A 16,913-nucleotide genomic window follows, 5' to 3' on the forward strand; every position below is an offset into this window, starting at 1 on the left:
CGCAGTCTTTCACGAACCCCCGAGACCCCGTTTCTGGCCGAGGGCGGCCCCGCTCCGGCCGAGGGCGGCACCGTTCTTGCCGGGGGCGGGCTCGTTCTTGCCGAGGCGGTCGAGCAGGTTCGCGGTGGCCCGCTGGATCCGCTCGTCGGTGAGGCCGGGGCGGCCCAGCGCGGGCGACCAGGCGAAGGTGCCGGCCGCGAACACGTACGCGCCGCTGGGCGCCCGGTACAGCGAGGTCTCCTGGTAGCGGGTGCGGCCGCCGAGGTCCTGGTACGGCGAGTGCGCGAGCAGCACCCGCTCGGTGTGCTCGGGCAGCGCCACCTTGGGGTAGTAGCGGTCGGCCTCGCCGGCGACCAGGCCGGGCAGTTCGTCGCCCTCCTGCAGGCCCGTACCGTCCCAGAGCCAGTGCGCGGTGTGCCGGGCGATCAGCGGGACGGGCGCGGCGACCCGGCCCGAGTACTGCAGGCCGAGCACCTGCTGCTCGGGCTCGCCGGCGTCCCGCCACAGCGCGCTGGCCGAACCGGGCACCCCGACGGCCGGGCTGCCCGGCTGGACCTTCTGCCGCTTGCGGCAGTTGAGCAGCCGGTTGGGTTCGCCGGAGGCGGCGGCGGTCAGCTCGACCCGCCAGTACATGGTGTTGGCGGACAGGAACACCAGCGAGGTGCCGTCGTCCCTGGCCTGCTCGACGGCCCGGCGCATCGGCTCGGACCAGTACTCGTCGTGGCCCGGGAAGATCAGCGCCCGGTGCCGCCCCGGGTCGACCAGGCCCGCGTGCAGGTCGGTGGCGGTGGCGTAGGAGAGGTCGTAGCCGTAGCGCTCGGCCCAGCGGATGAAGTCGTACGCGTGGCCGACGTGCAGCGGCAGCCCGGCGGTGGCGTGCGGGCGGTCGAAGGAGACCGTGACGGCCGCCTCCGGCTCGCCGACCAGGCCGCCCAGACCATCCCAGGCGTGGTAGAGGCTGGCGCCGCTGCGGCCGTCCTCGGGGAACAGGTTGTAGGCCTGCCAGGTCACGTCCGGGACCACCAGGAGCAGTTCGGCGGCGTGCTCCCGGTCCTCGAAGTCCCGGACGGTGAACGGGATGTGGCTGCGGTGCAGCATGTCCGCGGTGGTCAGCACGGCGACGTACGCGCCGGGCTTCCAGTGCACCGGGATCTGCAACCGCCAGGAGTGCCACCAGTGGTGGCAGGAGACCGTCCGCTCGACCACCAGCGGGGCGGGCTGGGCCAGCCCGGCGATCAGCGGGCTGGACGTCATGTGGCGGGCGCCGTCGCCGCCGTAGTGGCCGATCCGCCAGACGTCCACGGTGAACTCGCGGGGCGGGTTGACGGTGACCCGGAAGTCCACCGAACCGCCGGGGCGGATCACCCCGGCCGAGGCGAAGCCCTTGATCTGCTGGTCCACGTCGTTGGCGCTCTGCGGGGTGCCGACCGGCGGCTTGGGCCGGGCGCCGACCGCCAGCGGCCGCTGGCCGGGCGCGTTCACCGAGACGTACCAGGGGACGGCGCCCTCGGCGCCGGCCAGGTACTGGTCCGGGCTGCGCAGCCAGGGCAGCGGGCCCTGGCCGAAGGGGTCGGAGACGCTGTAAGCGTGCGTTCCGGACTCCCAGCGGCGGTTGAGTTCCGTGCCCACGCGCCCCTCCCAGGTGCACTTCCGCCCGGTTGGCACGTGCCCCCCGGATGTGCGTGCGGTCTAATACACCACAGAGTGCTGGCGCTCCGTCACCCTGTGGTCGCAATTGGTGCCGGGAATCTCACGCCCTCCCCCGGCCGGGCCTCCGGCCTGCGAAGACGGCCGCCCGCCGGTCGGTTTGGGGGCGCGCGCCGGAGCGCCGAGCGCCGCCTGTCCGGCTCACAACCGGACGGGTTTCTCCAGACGGACGTCGGCGGCGTCCAGCCAGGCCCGCAGCGGGCCGTCCTGGCCCTGCTCGACGGCCTGGGCGACCGGCCCGGCCAGGTCGGTACGGCGGATCCCGCCCAGCAGCAGCACCGGACCGTCCAGCCAGTCCAGGCCGGGCGCGCCGCCCGCGGTGTCCACGGCGGCGCAGCAGACCATCGCGGTGACGTGGTCGACCAGCAGGTCACGGCCGCTGCGGGCGGTTTCGAGCAGCGGGGCCGGGGCGGTCGTGCGGGCCAGCTGGGCGGCCAGCGCGGCGGCCAGCTGCTCCCCCTCGCCCTCGGCGAGCCGGACCAGCAGCCGGGTGAGCGTCGGGGAGCCGGGGCGGGCCTGCGGGGCGAGCCGGTCCAGGGCGGTCTGGAGGGCGGCAGCACGGGCCCGCCAGCCGGCGTCCACCACGTCGGCCGGGTAGTCGGTCCACTCCAGCTCGTGCCAGGCGCCGGCGGCCGGGCTGCCGAAGAACAGCTCGGCGGCGAGCCGGGAGACCGCCCGGTCGACGGTGCCGGGCTCCTCCAGCAGGTCGCAGGCGGGGCGGTCGCCGAGCCGGGTGCCGTAGCCGTCGGCCAGGCGGTCGCGCCGGGACAGCTCGGTGAGGGCGGAGACGACGCCGGCGTTGAGGTGGGCGGGGTGGCGGCCGAGCCGCCAGGCGGGCAGCGCGACCCGGGTGAGCAGCCGGTCCCAGCCCGCGTAGGCCAGGCCGACCTGCTCCTGGGCGGCGATCCGCAGGCCGTAGTCGACCGTCCTGGCCTGCTCGGAGGCCCAGCTCGCGACGGAGCGCTCCAGCTCGGCGGCGTGGCCGCGGCAGGCACCGAGCAGCCGACAGGTGATCCCGCGGGTGATCCGCTCGGCGAGCGCGGCCGGACCGCGGCGCTCCGGCCGGGGCGGGCCCGCCAGGGTGCCGCCGCCGAGGCCGGGGGCGGCATGGCCGGAGTCCAAGCTGGCGTCCAGGCTGCGCAGGAAGCGGCGGGCGGCGGCGATCTCCGGGTCGGCGGAGGCGGCGGTGCCGGCCACCACGGGGGCGAGCAGGGCGCGCAGTTCGCCGGCCCGCATCCACCACAGGAAGGGCGAGCCGATCACCAGGACCGGGCCGGGCGGCTCGGGGTGCGGCCGGAACGGGCGGGCCCGCCGAGCCTGCGGCACGTCCTCCAGCCAGCTGTCGCAGTCCGGGGTGAGGGCCACCGCGGAGGGCGCGGGCACGTCCAGCCGGTCGGCGAGTTCGTCGATCAGCCGGTACAGCTCGGGCGCCTCGACGCGTTTCAGCGGGACGGCCGGGGTCCGGGGCGGGACGGCCCGGTGGTAGGCGCGGGCGGTCAGCCCGGCCACCAGGAGGGTCAGCGCGGCCACCGCGCAGACCGCCCAGCGGGCGGCGTCCCACCCGGCGGCGTCGGAGGAGCCGGGTGCGCCGATCCGCCCGGTGAACCGGCCCGCGAGCAGGACCACCGCGACGGCGGCGGGCATGACGGCGGCGGCCAGGGCGAGACCTCGGACCCGCAGGACCGCCTGGGCGTGAGCGCGCGCGGTGTCGACTGCGGCCATACGGTGCGGCACCCCCTTCGGAGCCCTCGGGCGCCCGGCGACGGGCCCTGAGCCGACTCGAAACGATCAGTTCCGACCGGGAAGCGGAGGCGTCCGATCCCCGGTAGTGCATGCTGTGTGGCGCTTCTGCCATGTTCGACGCACCGGCCCGGGTGGGTGTTCCGGATCGCCCCGGTTTCCACTCGTCCCGGTGACACCGCCCGGATTCCGGACGGTCACGACCGGTCCGGTGCGAAGCACCCGGGCACCCGCCCGGCCGGACGCCGTCCAGCATCCCCCCGTGGGAACACCGCTACCCGGCGGCGACCCCGGCGCACGGCCACGTCGCACTGCGATCCAGCGCACCATAAGGCCGGGCGCCCGGCTACGTCAGCCGGATGCGGGTGCTGTCACCCGATGGGCTGGAATCCGACCGCCGAACGGTGCGCCGGCCCCCGGAGTCACTCCCGCCCCGGAAACGCCGCAGGGCGCTGCGTCCATGGGGGGAAATCCCATGGTGCGCGGCGCCCTGCGGGCGGAGGCGGGGCAGGGCCTACTCGGTGGCTGCCTTCAGGGCGATGTCGGTGCGGTGCTGGCCGCCCTTGAGGGTGATCCGGTCCACGGCGGCGTACGCGCGGTCGCGCGCCTCCACCAGGTCGGCGCCGGTCGCGGTGACCGACAGGACGCGGCCGCCGGCGCTCAGCACCCGGCCGTCCTCGTCGGCCCTGGTACCGGCGTGCAGGACGAACGCGGTGCCGTCGGCCTCGGCCTCGGCCAGGCCCTCGATCGGGTCACCGGTGCGCGGCGCGGCCGGGTAACCCTCGGAGGCGACGACCACGGTGACGGCCGCGCCCTCGTCCCAGCGCAGCGGCTCCAGCTGGTCCAGGGTGCCGGTGGCGGCGGCCAGCAGGACGGCGGCCAGCGGGGTGCGCAGCCGGGCCAGCACGACCTGGGTCTCCGGGTCGCCGAAGCGGGCGTTGAACTCGATCACCCGGGTGCCGCGCGAGGTGAGCGCGAGGCCCGCGTACAGCAGGCCGGAGAACTCGGTGCCCCGGCGGCGCAGCTCGTCGACGGTCGGCTGCAGGACGCTCTGCTGGACCTCCTCGACCAGCCCGGCGGGCGCCCACGGCAGCGGCGAGTAGGCCCCCATGCCGCCGGTGTTGGGGCCCTCGTCGCCGTCCAGCGCGCGCTTGAAGTCCTGCGCGGGCTGGAGCGGGACGACGGTGGTGCCGTCGGTGATCGCGAACAGCGACACCTCGGGGCCGTCCAGGTACTCCTCGATGACCACGCGCTCGCAGGAGGCGGCGTGCTCCAGCGCGGCCGCGCGGTCGGAGGTGACCACCACGCCCTTGCCGGCGGCCAGGCCGTCGTCCTTGACCACGTACGGTGCGCCGAAGGCGTCCAGCGCCTCGGCGGCCTCGGCCGGGGTGGTGCAGACGTAGGAGCGGGCGGTGGGCACGCCGGCCCCGGCCATCACGTCCTTCGCGAAGGCCTTGGAGCCTTCCAGTTGGGCGGCTTCGGCGGACGGGCCGAACACCGGGATGCCGACCGCGCGCACGGCGTCGGAGACGCCCGCGACCAGCGGGGCCTCCGGGCCGACGACGACCAGGGCGGCGCCGAGCCGCACGGCCAGGTCGGCGACCTGCGCGCCGTTCAGCTGGTCGACCGGGTGGACCGTCGCCACCTGCGCGATCCCGGCGTTGCCCGGGGCACAGTGCAGCTCGGAGACAGCGGGATCTTGGGACAGAGAGCGGCACAGGGCGTGTTCGCGGGCGCCGCCGCCGATGACGAGGACCTTCACGCTTGGCAAGGGTAGTCGGTGGCCAGTTCCGGCCGCTCTCCGGTCCCGTCCGATCCTCCAGTCGGGGAGGTCCGTACGCCGAGGATGTCGGAGAAACCTCCAACTCGGACCGGCTCGGTGCGCACCGGGTGCCCGAGTCAGGACGGCGGGTCACCGGACCCTCCCTCGGACGGGTGAAATCTCGCCGCCCCCCGCATCCCTTCCACCTCGGGCTCCGGTGGCCGAATCCGGTAACGATCACCGGGGAAGCGACCCCATGGTCAGCCATTTGGCGGTAAGAAGTGCTGTTGGACAACCAACGGCAGACGCCGCGTCAGCCGATGGACCGCCAGACCGCCAGACCCAGCAGTCCGCCCGCCACAGGGAGCCCCACAGGTGAGCCAGCCGGAAATGCAGCCCGAGGAGAGTGCCTGGGGCAAGGAGATCGGCGAGGAGGACCCGCCCGCCGCGACCATCGCCCGCCAGGCGTCCACCCGCCGACGGACCGATCTGAGCACTCGACAGTTCCCCCTCGGGGACTGGGGCGAGCCGGCCGAGCGCCTGGAGGAGCTGTACCGCTGGTCCGAGGAGCGGGCGGTCGAGGCGATCGAGTGGTACCGCAAGGACCGGATCTGGAAGCGCCGCTGGGCGCGCCTGCTGCGGTTCGGCACGGCCGGCTTCGCGGTGGGCGGGGTGACCGCGCCGCTGGTCGACCTGACCGGCGCGGTCTCGCACGGCACCAGCTGGGGCTACGTCGGCCTGGCCCTCGCCGCCGCCTGCTACGGCACCGACCGGGTGTTCGGCCTCACCTCCGGCTGGATGCGTGACGTCAGCACCGCGCAGGCGCTGCAACGCCGGCTGGAGGCCTTCCAGTTCGACTGGGCGTCGGAGTGCGTGCGCGAGGTGCTCGGCCCGACCGAGGGCACCGCGGGCGAAGCCGCCGAGCGCTGCCTCGGCGTGCTGCGCCGGTTCTGCGAGGACGTCTCGGACATGGTCCGCACCGAGACCTCGGAGTGGATGCTGGAGTTCCGCGCGTCCATGACCCAGCTGCCCACCCAGGCCCCGGGCACCTGGGGCGGGCGCAGCGAGAGCGGGGTGGGCGCCCAGGTGCGGGTGCTGCCGCCGCCGGGCACCCGGCCCACCATGCCGCGCCAGCGGCCGCCGGAGGGGCCGCTGCGGTAGCGGGCGGGCTGATGCGGCGGGCGGCGCCTCGGGCGGAAGGCGGCCGGGCGCCTCAGGCGAAGACCACCATCGAGCCCTGGGCGAGGCTGCGGGTCGCCGCCGCGTACAGGCCCGCCCAGGCGTGCCGCTCGCGGGCGAAGGGGTGCAGGTCGTCCAGCGGCGGCCCGAACGGCTGCTCCAGGCCGGTCGGGCCGAGCGGCCGGGTCGGGCCCGGCGGGTTGAGCGGGTCGAGGCCCAGCGCCGGGGCGACGGCCTGCAGTTCGCGCAGCAGCCCGTGGCTGGAGCCGAGCGGACCACCGGAGGCGAGCAGTGCGTCGTCCACCAGCGGCGCCGGGAACTCTATCGGCACGTAGGCGCCCGCGTGGTCGAAGTGCCAGACCAGGTGCGACTGTTCGGCGCTGCTCTCGAACATCTCCAGCAGCTGCTCGTAGTCGCCGCCGAGCGAGTCCACCGGCGTGATGTCCAGCCCGGTGAGGCCCAGCAGGTAGGCGCGGCGCAGGAAGTGCAGCGAGTCGTAGTCGAAGGCGGCTATCGGCTCGACCGCCCCGCTCAGCCCCGGCACGTACTGGTAGACCGGCACCTCGGGCAGCCCGCGGGAGGCCAACACCGAGTTGTAGAGGGCGAGATCGTCCCTGAAGGGATTGTCGGGGCTGTGGCTCAGCACGTCCACGAGCGGGACGAGCCAGAGGTCGCAGGCCATGGCCGGCAGTTCCTCTCCGGGCGGCGGGGTCGCCCGCAGGACGGGACGACGACGGGGGCGGGGTCGGTACCCGGACGGCCGTTGTGCGGGACGCCCGGTTCGACGACCGCCCACCCTACCGGCCCGGGGCGGGGCGCGGGTCGGGCCGTCCCTGCGGTGCGTCCGGGGGCGGTTCGGGCAGCCGCCGGCCGAACCGGCCGTACGGCACCGAGCGCGGCTGCGGCACCAGGCCGAGGCCCAGCCCGAGTTCGCGGCCGAGCTCCCGGCCGAGCTCCCGGCCGACCTCCTCGCCCGGCCGGCGTCGGCCCCTCCCGACCTGGTCGAACGCCTGGCCGGGAACCGGTTCGGCCGCCACCGACGGGACTTCGGCGGACGGGGCCGGCGGCACGGGCTCGCCGCCCAGGAACCCGCCGCCGGGCCCGCCGCCATCGGGCTCGCCGTCCAGGGGTTCGCTATTCAGGAGTTCGCTGTCCAGAGGCTCGCCGTCCAGCGGCTCGTCGTCCAGGGGTTCGTCGTCCAGGGGTTCGGTGAGCAGCCCCAGCACCGTCACCGACTCCAGCGGCCGCCCGGCCAGCCCGGCCAGCAGCCGGGCGGTGTACAGGTTGTACTCGCAGATGATCCGGTGCGCGCCGACCAGGTCCCGCGCGCCGATGGCGTCGACCAGGTCGAGGTGGCGGTCCCAGCAGATCTCGGCCAGGACGGGCAGCTCCCGCAAGTAGGGCGCGGCGAACATCCACGACTGCACCCGCAGCCAGTCCAGGTAGTCGCCGATCCGGCGGTTGCCGATCAGCGCGGCGACCTCCTGCCAGAACCGGCGGTCGCAGCCCACCATCACATCCAGGTTCCCGGCCCGGGCGGCCCGGACCGCCGCGTCGGCCCGGCGGCGCAGCGAGGGCAGCCTGGCGAGGTCCGGCAGCGCCCGGCGGGCGGAGAACTGGCGGTAGTAGCTGTCGGTGACCAGCACCCGGGACTCGAAGATCTCCAGGAAGTCGTCCCAGCCCAGCTCGGGCACGGTGAACCCGCGGTGGTGCTCGGCCCGCAGCAGGCCCTGCGCACCGAGGTCGACCAGCGCCTCGCGGGCCGGGGTCGCCGAGACTCCGTACAGCTCGGCGATCTCCTTGACGGTGAAGTTGCGGCCGGCCGCCAGCCGGCCGGCCATCATCTCCTCGCGCAGCGCACCGGCGATCTGCTCGCGCAGGCTGTTGCGCTGGATGACGGGACGGGTGTCGCCTGCGCCGTTGCCGGGCATGCGCGCAACCTCCTGGGGCGGGCTGATCAGGCCGCCCCTCGGCGGACCGGCCAACGAGCGGCGGGGAACACGACGAGTGCTCATCTTCTCAAACCCGCCCCGAGAAGGTACAAACCAACCCCCCGGAGGCCTCCGACACCCCCGGACTCCCCCCGCCAGGGCCGTGCCGGGCGGGGCGGGGCCGAGCGGGGCGGGGCCCGGGTCAGCGCTGGACCGGCGCCGGGATCCCCAGCAGGCGGTCCCGCAGCACCGGGAACTCCTCGCGGGCCCTGCCCACCTCGGCCGGATCGAACTCGACGGTCAGCACCTGCTCCTCCGTACCGGCCTCGGCCAGCACCCGGCCCCACGGGTCCACCACGATGCTGTGCCCGGCCTGCTCGACCCCGGCGTGCGTCCCGGCGGTGTTGCAGGCCAGCACGAACGCCTGCTCCTCCACCGCGCGCGCCCGCGCCAGCAGCGTCCAGTGCTCGCGCCGCCGGGCCGGCCAGGCCGCCGGAACCACCAGCAGCTGCGCGCCGGCGTCCAGCAGCGCCCGGAACAGCTCCGGGAAGCGCAGGTCGTAGCAGGTGGCCAGGCCCAGGGTGGCGAAGTCGGTGGCCGCGGTGACGATCTCCTGCCCGGCGCCCATCACCACCGCCTCGCCGCTGTCGAAACCGAAACGGTGGATCTTGCGGTAGGTGTGCACCAGCTCGCCGTCCGGGGCGAACAGCAGCGAGGTGTTGTAGATCGGCCCGTCCGGATCGCGCTCGACGATCGAACCGGCGTGCAGCCAGACCCCGGCCGCCCGCGCGGCCGCCGCCATCGCGTCCGACGTGGGCCCGTCCAGCGTCTCGGCGCCGTCCGACCACAGGTCGTAGGCGAAGCCGCCGAGCGGCCACAGCTCCGGCAGGACCACCAGGTCCGCACCCTGCTGCGCCCGGACCAGCGCGGCGGCCCGGGCCCGCCGTTCGGCGGGCGGCTCGGCGTCGGAGACCCCGAGTTGGATCAATGAAGCGCGCACAGTACCACCGTCCACGGCAAGAGACCTACGATCGTCACCCGAAAGCGCTGCCCAGCTGTCTCCCGGCAGCGTAACGTGCGGTTAGCTTGTGCGCCCGGAAGCCGGACCATCCCGGCCGACCGGGGAGGCCGGGCGCAGAGGGCAAGGAAGCTGACGGAGGGCCAGAGATTCCCGTGACGGACAACCAGACCGTGCAGGCTTACACGGAGGCGTGGGCCCAGAGCATCGAGTCCATATCGGAGCTGGTCGCCCCCCTCCCCGAGGGCTCCTGGAACCGGGCCACCGAATGCCCCGGCTGGTCGGTCCGGGACGTCGTCTCGCACATCATCGCGGTCGAGTCCGAACTCCTCGGCGACCCCCGCCCGATCCACTCCCTGCCACGTGACCTTCGCCACGTCACCACCGACTTCGCCCGCTACATCGAACTGCCGGTCGACAAGCGCCGCTGCCACACCGCGCTGGAGATGACCAGCGAGCTGGAGTACACGATCATCCGCCGCTCCCGGGCGCTGCGGAACGCCAAGCAGATGCCCCTGGAGCCGGTGCGCTGGCCGGGCGGCCCGAACAGCCGCGACGTGCCGTACCACGAGCTGCTGCGCCTGCGGGCCTTCGACGTCTGGGTGCACGAGCAGGACCTGCGCCGCGCCCTGGGCACCCCCGGCAACCTCGACTCCCCGGCCGCCCTGATCGCCCGGGACGTCCTGCTGGGGCTGCTGCCCAAGGCCGTCGCCCACCAGGCCGGCGCCCCGGCCGGAACGGCCATGGTCCTGGACGTCACCGGCCGCGTGGAGTTCCTGCGCACCATCCGGGTCGACTCGACCGGCCGCGGCACCGTCGACGAGTCGATCAGCCTGGCCCCCGACGTCCAGCTCACCATGGGCTGGGAGACCTACCTCCGGCTCGCCTGCGGCCGCGGCCGCCCCGGCCCGGTCACCATCGACGGCGACAAGGAACTCGCCGACCGCGTCCTGTCCGCCTTCGCGGTCACCATCTGACCCCAGCCACCCCACAGCGCACGCCACCCGGCGTACACGCACGAGTGCGCGCCGGGTCGGCACCACTCGCGCATCCATCCGTCAATCCAGCACCAACACCTCACCCGTTCGACCTCGTTGTTCCGGGCACTCCCACCATCACCCGGAAGAAGGAGAAACGTCCCCATGGACGACGAACAGCAGCAGATGACTCTGGTCCGGTCCAGCTTCCCGGTCACAGGCCAACCGATCAGAGTCGTGATGATCGACGGACAACCGTGGTTCGTCACAGCGGACGTGTGCACGATTCTCGATCGAGGCAGCGCAAGCCGCGCGAGCAAGACCGTGGATCCCAAGGACACTCGCACTGTCGATATGCGATCCGTATGCCTGACTAAAAGTCAGGCATACGGCGTTTCCGCAGGTGGGAAGCTGTACAACGGCGGAAATCCCTTCCTGAACCTCGTCAACGAGGCCGGCTTGTACAGCCTGCTGATGAGGTCCAACAATCGGTCATCCAAGCCGTTCAGGGACTGGGTCACCCGCGACCTCCTTCCCTCCGTCCGTCGCGGGGACACCGACATCCCCATCCAGCAGCGACGGATGGCGGAGACCCTGACCGAGGCGATCGGGCAGAACGTACGGATCGTCGCCGAGATCAACCACGAGGACTGGCCCGGCCTGACCGTCCACTCGGACGGGACGGTCCACTGCCAGCACGGCGAGATGGTCCTCCACCTGCCGAACCGCGAAGAGGACAGCGGACCACCGTTCGGCGCCTACTTCGCCTGCCCAGGCGAGGAACGGGTCGGAATCCGGGCCAGCCGGATCGTCCCCGGCTGCCCCAAACTGAAGCTGGTGGACCTGATCCGCATGCGGCGCGAAGCACTACCCAGGTCGGACCGTGAACCCGAGCCCGATCGCGGGCTCATGTACGCAGAAGTGAACGACGGCCACATTGGCCGCATCTACGGGACGCCGCCACAGCTCGCCGAACTGCTGCGTGAGTACCGGCGCTGAACCACCGATGCCGTATACCGGGGGCATGACGCTCGAGACCCTCGCTGAAAGCTAGGGTTACGAGGTTTTCGCAGGTCAGAAACCCTACGCCCCCGCCGCCACAACCTTCCAACGCAGACGCAGGAGCTCGCCGACCGCGTCCTGCCCGCCTTCGCGGTCACCATCTGACCCCGACCGCCCCACAGCGCACGCCACCCGGCGTACACGCACGAGTGCACGCCGGGTCGGCACCACTCGTGCATCCATCCGTCAATCCAGCACCAACACCTCACCCGTTCGACCTCGTTGTTCCGGACACTCCCGCCATCACCCGGAAGAAGGAGGGGCGTCCCCATGGACGACGAACAGCAGCAGATGACTCTGGTTCGATCGAGCTTCCCGGTCACGGGGCAACCGATCAGAGTCGTGATGATCGACGGACAACCGTGGTTTGCCGTGGCGGACGTGTGCCGAGTCCTGGGCCGACGCAATCCGACCGATGCAGTCAAAGGGCTGGAGCCCCACCAGCACAGCACTGTCGACCTACGGTCGGTAACCATCGCCCAAGGTGATGGTTACGGCGTTTCCACAGGTCAGAAACCCTACCGGCAGGGAAATCCGTTGCTCGGCGTGGTGAGCGAGGCAGGACTGTACAGCCTCCTTATGAGGTCGGAGAAGCGCTCTGCTCGACCCTTCCGAACCTGGGTTACCGACGAGCTGATCCCCTCCGTCCGCCGCGGGGACACCGACATCCCCATCCAGCAGCGACGGATGGCGGAGACCCTGACCGAGGCGATCGGGCAGAACGTACGGATCGTCGCCAAGATCGACCACGAGAACTGGCCCGGCCTGACCGTCCACTCGGACGGGACGGTCCACTGCCGCCACGGCGAGATGGTCCTCCACCTGCCGAACCGGGAGGAAGACAGCGGGCCGCCATTCGGCGCCTACTTCGCCTGCCCAGGCGAGGAACGGGTCGGAATCCGGGCCAGCCGGATCGTCCCCGGCTGCCCCAAACTGAAGCTGGTGGACCTGATCCGCATGCGGAACGCGGCGCAGCAGAAGTCCCCACCGGATGACGGGCTCATGCACGCGGAGCTGCACGGCGCCCGGATCTACGGGACACCGCCGCAGATGGCCGAGATGTTGCGGGAGTACGGGCGCTGATCCGCCGGTGCCGTATACCCTCAGAAATTCTGAGACTAATCGCGTTTCCGCAGTTCAGAGACCCTACGCCCCCGCCGCGACCTTGCGGCGCAGGCGCAGGATCATCGCCGTGCCGACCGCCAGCGGGACGTACTGCCAGCAGAACGCCCAGCGGAAGGCGTCGGCCGAGTAGGAGTCGGTGCCGGCCGGGGAGAGGCCGTCCAGGAGGACGCCGATGCCGAAGAGGGTGATCATCGTGCCGATGAAGCCGCCCATGTTGACGATCCCGGAGGCGGTGCCGAGGCGCTCCACCGGGTTGCGGGCGCGGGCGTAGTCGAGGCCGACCAGTGAGGCCGGGCCGTTGCTGCCCATCACCACGATGATGGCGGACAGCAGCCAGATCGGCGGGTGTCCGCCGGGCCAGCCCAGGACGAGCGCCCAGCCGAGGGCGGTGGCCGTGATGACGGTGAGGACGATCGGCATCCGGGCTCGCGCCGAGACGGAGAGCACCCGGCCGAACAGGAAGCCGAAGGCCATGTTGCTGAGCACCAGCAGGGTCAGCATTCCGCCGGCCGCGGCCCGGGAGAGGCCCTGCGCCTCCACCAGGTAGGGCAGGCCCCAGAGCAGGCCGAAGGCGTTGCCGGGGAACTGGGTGGTGAAGTGCACCCAGAGCCCGAGCCGGGTGCCCGGTTCGCGCCAGCACGCTCGGACCTGTCGGCCGACGTTCGGCCGCGGCGCGGGCGGGTGTTCGACCGGCCGTACGGCGGCGGCCGGGGCCTCCTTGAGGAAGAGCGCGACCAGCGCGAAGACCGCGACGCCGAGCAGGGCGATCGCGGTGAAGGTGGGTGTCCAGCCCTCGCGGTGCAGGGCCTGTGCGAGCACCACGGTGGTGATCAGGTTGCCGCCCATTCCGGCGAGGCCGGTGAGCTGGGCCACGAACGGGTTCCGGGCGGCGGGGAACCATCGGGCGGCGAGCCGCAGCACGCTGATGAAGGTCATCGCGTCGCCGCAGCCGAGCACCGCCCGGGAGGCCAGCGCGGGGGCGAAGGAGGAGCTGAACGCGAAGGCCAGTTGGCCGAAGCTCAGCAGGACGACGCCGATCAGCAGCACCCGGCGCGGCCCGATCCGGTCGACGAGCAGGCCGACCGGTATCTGCATGGCCGCGTAGACCAGCACCTGGAGGATCGAGAAGGTGGAGAGCGCGGAGGCGCCGATGCCGAAGCGGTCGGCGGCGTCCAGTCCGGCCACGCCGAGGCTGGTGCGGTGGATCACCGCGAGGATGTAGACGCTGACGCCGATGGACCAGGCGAGCCAGGCCGCGCGCCCGCCGGGCGGGGACGGCGCGGGGGCTGCCGACGGTGCGGGGGCTGCCGACGGCGGCGAGTCGGCGGTTCGGGGAGCGGGGACGGACAGGGGTGCGGCTGAGCGGGCGGGCTCCACGGTCATAGTGCGACCAGACTAGTCATCCCATGATGGGACGCCCAGTGCGGGGTGCGGTCGATCGTCCACGGACCGCGGATTCCACGGATTCCGCGGACCGGGCATCAGCCGGTCACCGTCCAGGACACCGACCGGGTCATGTAACGGTCCCGGAAGGCCTCGTCCCGCACCCAGTCGGTGGTGTCCCGGACGGTCGCCGTGACGGTGGCCGTCCGGCCCGGGGCCAGGTTCAGCTGGTCGGTGTCGAGCCAGGTGCCGTCGGCGGCCTGCGGCGTCACCGCGACGCCGTCCACCTTCCATTCGACCTTCAGCTGTCGCGGGCCGGTCAGCGGCACCGGCCGGACGTTCAGCCGGGGGTGCCCGCTCACCTCGCCGGGCGGCGGCGACGGGGCGTCGGTGGGCCGGATCCTGCGGTACAGCTCCTCCATGATCGCTTCGCGCGACGGCAGGTTGTAGGCGCTGCCCAGGGTGCGCATCACCGAGTCGGGGGTGGGCCGGTAGAGGCCGTTGGCGCTGCGGTAGGCGCCGACCGTCCCGGCGCCGTCCGGGGACTGCGCGCCCAGCCAGCGCCACCACTTGGTCTGCTTCTTGCGCATGTCGTCGGCGTCGAGGGTGGCGAGGTTCGGGTACTCGGCGTCGTCCGGGGCGCTGTCGTACTCGTCGCCGAGGTCCCCCACGGTGTGTCCGATCTCGTGCTGGATGATCCGCCCGGCGTCCGGGCTGCCGCCGGCCAGGGTGGTCACCCCGGTGCCGCCGGCGCCGCCGTACTCGGTGGAGTTGGCCAGGGCTATCAGGTACTGCGGCCCGGAGCTGTCGCCCGCGTACCGGGCGGTGGCGGATTCGTCGGCGCAGAGCAGCCGGGCGGTTCCGTCGCACCAGAAGTGCATGCCGAGCGGGGTGGCGGGGTTGCGGCCGCGGCTCTCGGTCTCGGCTATCCCGGAGACCGGGGAGACCACTTCGACCCGCCGTATGTTGAAGAACCCCTGGTAGGTGCGGAACGGCTCGATGGCCATCAGCGCGTGCCAGGCCCGGTCGACCTGCTGTCGGAACAGGTCCTGTTCGGTGGCCGTGTAGCCGTCGCCGAGCAGGACCAGGGTGATCCGGTTGGCCGGGTCCCCGGTGCGGCGTATGTCGACGGTGGGGGCGGCCGTGACGGTCCGGCGGTCGGCGCGCTGTGCGCTGTGCGGCGGGACCGCCCGGTCGGCGGGGGCGCCCGGCCCGATCACGCCGAACGGCGAGGGGCCGACCAGTTCCAGGGCGGCGGGGAGTACGGCGGTGGACACCAGCACGAGCGCGGCCAGACTCCGAACGAGACGGCCAGGGTTGCCAGGTGGCATACGGGTGCGTCCTCGGGGTTCCGGTCACCCGGCGTAGCCCGGGTGGTGGAGCGAAGACGTACCCGGACGGGTGTGTCACCCCTACCGCGCGCCGAAAATGTCACCGACCTGGCCGAATGACCCTCACCTCACCAGTCATCCCAATGACTGGAATATGGCCGATGACAGGCCCCTCGTCAGCGCCTGCGGAGGTTCAGCACCAGGTGGGTGCCGAGCCCGAACAGCAGGCCCCAGAAGGCCGAGCCGATCCCGAACAGGCTCATCCCCGAGGCGCTGGCCAGGAAGGTCACCACCGCCGCGTCCCGCCCCCGCTCGTCCGCCACCGCCGCCGCCAGGCTGCCCTGCAGCGAGGCCAGCAGGGCGACCCCGGCGATCACCGCGATCAGTTCCTTCGGCAGGCCGGTGAACAGGCTCACCAGCACCCCGCCGAAGCTGCCCACCAGCACGTACAGCACGCCCGAGGACATCCCCGCGACGTAGCGGCGGCGCGGGTCGGGGTGGCTCTCCGGGCCGGAGCAGATCGCCGCCGTGATCGCCGCCAGGTTCACCCCCGGCGAGCCGAACGGTGCCAGCAGCAGCGACACCACACCGGTCGACCCGATCAGCAGCCGGTCGTCCGGCCGGTAGCCGAAGGCCCGCATCACCCCCAGGCCCGGTGCGTTCTGCGAGGCCAGCACCACGATCGTGAGCGGCAGCGCCAGCCCCACCGTGGCCGCCCAGGAGAACCCCGGCACGGTGAACACCGGCCGGGTCGGCCCGCCCGCGCCCAGGTGCAGCGGGAGTCCGACGGTCAGCGCCGCCAGCACCCCGCCCACCAGCAGCGCCACCGGGACGGCGTACCGCGGGGCCAGCCGCTTGGCCAGCAGGAAGGCCGCGAGGCTGCCGACCACCAGCACCGGCGCGCCGTGCACGGCGCCGAAGATCCCGGCGCCGAAGGAGAACAGGATGCCCGCCAGCATCGCGTTGACGATCCCGGTCGGCACCGCCGCGATCAGCCGGCCGAACCAGCCGGTCACCCCGAAGAGCGTCACCACCACCGCGCTCACCAGGAACGCCCCCACCGCCTCCCGGTACGGGTACGCGCCCAGGCTGGTCACCAGCAGCGCGGCGCCCGGGGTGGACCAGGCGGTGATCACCGGGGTCCTGGTCCACCAGCTCAGCGCGAAGCCGCTCAGCCCGCTGCCGATGGCCATCGCCCAGATCCAGGACGCCGTGTGCGCCGCGTCCAGCCGTCCGGCGGCCGCCGCCGCAAGCACCACCACCAGCGGCCCCGAGAACGACACCGCGATGCAGACCAGCCCCGCCAGCAGCGCCGGCCCCGACACGTCCCGTCGCAGTGACCGGCGCTCCCCGCCCCTGTCCGGCACCGTCTCCGGTCGGACCGTCAGCTCTTCAGTCATTCCGGAAGTATCCCGAACGCCGCGCCGGGGCCCCGGAAAAGTCTTTGAAACCACCTGCAACCCCCGGCGAGGATGCACGTCTGTAGGGATGAAGTCACGTCATGTGCGTGTCCGTCATCGGCTGGTCCTGATCGCCGTCCGCCGGCCTCGCTCCCAGCGCCGGCCGACGGGCGGGCAGAAGCGGAGGGGGGGCGGGGCCCGGCGGCCGGGGGGGGGGGGGGGGGCGCGGGCGGCGGGGGTCGGGCGCGCGCGCCGCGCGCCCCCCCAGCGCCTCAGCCGGCGCGGGGGGCGGCCCGCC

Annotated in this window: 13 protein-coding genes; 4 read left to right on the top strand and 9 right to left on the bottom strand. The window is 73.2% G+C overall.

Annotation, left to right across the window (positions count from 1 at the left end; all coding sequences use genetic code 11):
* Positions 1-9: 9 nt before the first annotated feature.
* The 3 genes from ACFV61_RS01630 to purD form a co-directional block, all read right to left on the bottom strand.
* Positions 10-1,629 (bottom strand): N,N-dimethylformamidase beta subunit family domain-containing protein, encoded by a 1,620-nt coding sequence (locus tag ACFV61_RS01630; RefSeq protein WP_244293413.1) that lies wholly within the window; start codon positions 1,627-1,629, stop codon positions 10-12.
* A 219-nt stretch (positions 1,630-1,848) separates the two neighbouring features.
* Positions 1,849-3,429 (bottom strand): hypothetical protein, encoded by a 1,581-nt coding sequence (locus tag ACFV61_RS01635; RefSeq protein WP_380489440.1) that lies wholly within the window; start codon positions 3,427-3,429, stop codon positions 1,849-1,851.
* Between the two features lie 532 nt (positions 3,430-3,961).
* Positions 3,962-5,209 (bottom strand): phosphoribosylamine--glycine ligase, encoded by a 1,248-nt coding sequence (purD, locus tag ACFV61_RS01640; protein WP_063348512.1) that lies wholly within the window; start codon positions 5,207-5,209, stop codon positions 3,962-3,964.
* 375 nt (positions 5,210-5,584) lie between these two features.
* On the opposite strand from purD, the gene ACFV61_RS01645 reads away from it, so the two are divergent.
* Complete coding sequence (locus ACFV61_RS01645) at positions 5,585-6,370, top strand: SLATT domain-containing protein (RefSeq protein ID WP_363619432.1); 786 nt, start codon at positions 5,585-5,587, stop codon at positions 6,368-6,370.
* A gap of 52 nt (positions 6,371-6,422) precedes the next feature.
* Here the strand turns inward: ACFV61_RS01645 and ACFV61_RS01650 are convergent, their stop codons facing one another.
* The 3 genes from ACFV61_RS01650 to ACFV61_RS01660 all read right to left on the bottom strand — a co-directional run bounded on the left by ACFV61_RS01650 (position 6,423) and on the right by ACFV61_RS01660 (position 9,319).
* Positions 6,423-7,070: a hypothetical protein gene (locus ACFV61_RS01650; RefSeq protein ID WP_063348510.1), complete on the bottom strand. Its 648-nt coding sequence runs from the start codon at positions 7,068-7,070 to the stop codon at positions 6,423-6,425.
* Between the two features lie 115 nt (positions 7,071-7,185).
* The gene (locus ACFV61_RS01655) at positions 7,186-8,319 is read right to left on the bottom strand and encodes a GntR family transcriptional regulator (protein ID WP_380489443.1); all 1,134 of its coding nucleotides are present in this window, start codon (positions 8,317-8,319) and stop codon (positions 7,186-7,188) included.
* A 202-nt stretch (positions 8,320-8,521) separates the two neighbouring features.
* On the bottom strand, positions 8,522-9,319 hold the full coding sequence (locus tag ACFV61_RS01660) for a carbon-nitrogen family hydrolase (RefSeq protein WP_380369791.1): 798 nt from the start codon (positions 9,317-9,319) through the stop codon (positions 8,522-8,524).
* Between the two features lie 173 nt (positions 9,320-9,492).
* Here ACFV61_RS01660 and ACFV61_RS01665 point away from each other — a divergent pair, with 173 nt between their 5' ends.
* The 3 genes from ACFV61_RS01665 (at position 9,493) to ACFV61_RS01675 (ending at position 12,459) form a co-directional block, all read left to right on the top strand.
* Entirely contained in the window at positions 9,493-10,314 is an 822-nt protein-coding gene (locus ACFV61_RS01665) for a maleylpyruvate isomerase family mycothiol-dependent enzyme (protein ID WP_380489446.1), read from the top strand.
* Positions 10,315-10,479: 165 nt separating this feature from the next.
* Positions 10,480-11,313: a Bro-N domain-containing protein gene (locus ACFV61_RS01670; protein ID WP_380489448.1), complete on the top strand. Its 834-nt coding sequence runs from the start codon at positions 10,480-10,482 to the stop codon at positions 11,311-11,313.
* 333 nt (positions 11,314-11,646) lie between these two features.
* Positions 11,647-12,459, top strand: coding sequence for a Bro-N domain-containing protein (locus ACFV61_RS01675; RefSeq protein ID WP_380489450.1), 813 nt, complete (start codon positions 11,647-11,649; stop codon positions 12,457-12,459).
* A 63-nt stretch (positions 12,460-12,522) separates the two neighbouring features.
* Here the strand turns inward: ACFV61_RS01675 and ACFV61_RS01680 are convergent, their stop codons facing one another.
* From ACFV61_RS01680 to ACFV61_RS01690, 3 genes are all read right to left on the bottom strand, one after another.
* A complete protein-coding gene (locus ACFV61_RS01680) occupies positions 12,523-13,884 on the bottom strand; it encodes a nitrate/nitrite transporter (protein ID WP_380489452.1) in 1,362 nt (453 codons plus the stop codon).
* Between the two features lie 98 nt (positions 13,885-13,982).
* Positions 13,983-15,161, bottom strand: coding sequence for a M64 family metallopeptidase (locus ACFV61_RS01685; RefSeq protein ID WP_380423326.1), 1,179 nt, complete (start codon positions 15,159-15,161; stop codon positions 13,983-13,985).
* A gap of 230 nt (positions 15,162-15,391) precedes the next feature.
* The gene (locus tag ACFV61_RS01690; protein ID WP_380423325.1) at positions 15,392-16,615 is read right to left on the bottom strand and encodes a benzoate/H(+) symporter BenE family transporter; all 1,224 of its coding nucleotides are present in this window, start codon (positions 16,613-16,615) and stop codon (positions 15,392-15,394) included.
* Positions 16,616-16,913: the final 298 nt, after the last annotated feature.

Origin of the sequence: Kitasatospora sp. NPDC059817 (genome assembly GCF_042731835.1) — a bacterium.
In the GTDB taxonomy this organism is placed as follows: Bacteria; Actinomycetota; Actinomycetes; order Streptomycetales; family Streptomycetaceae; genus Kitasatospora.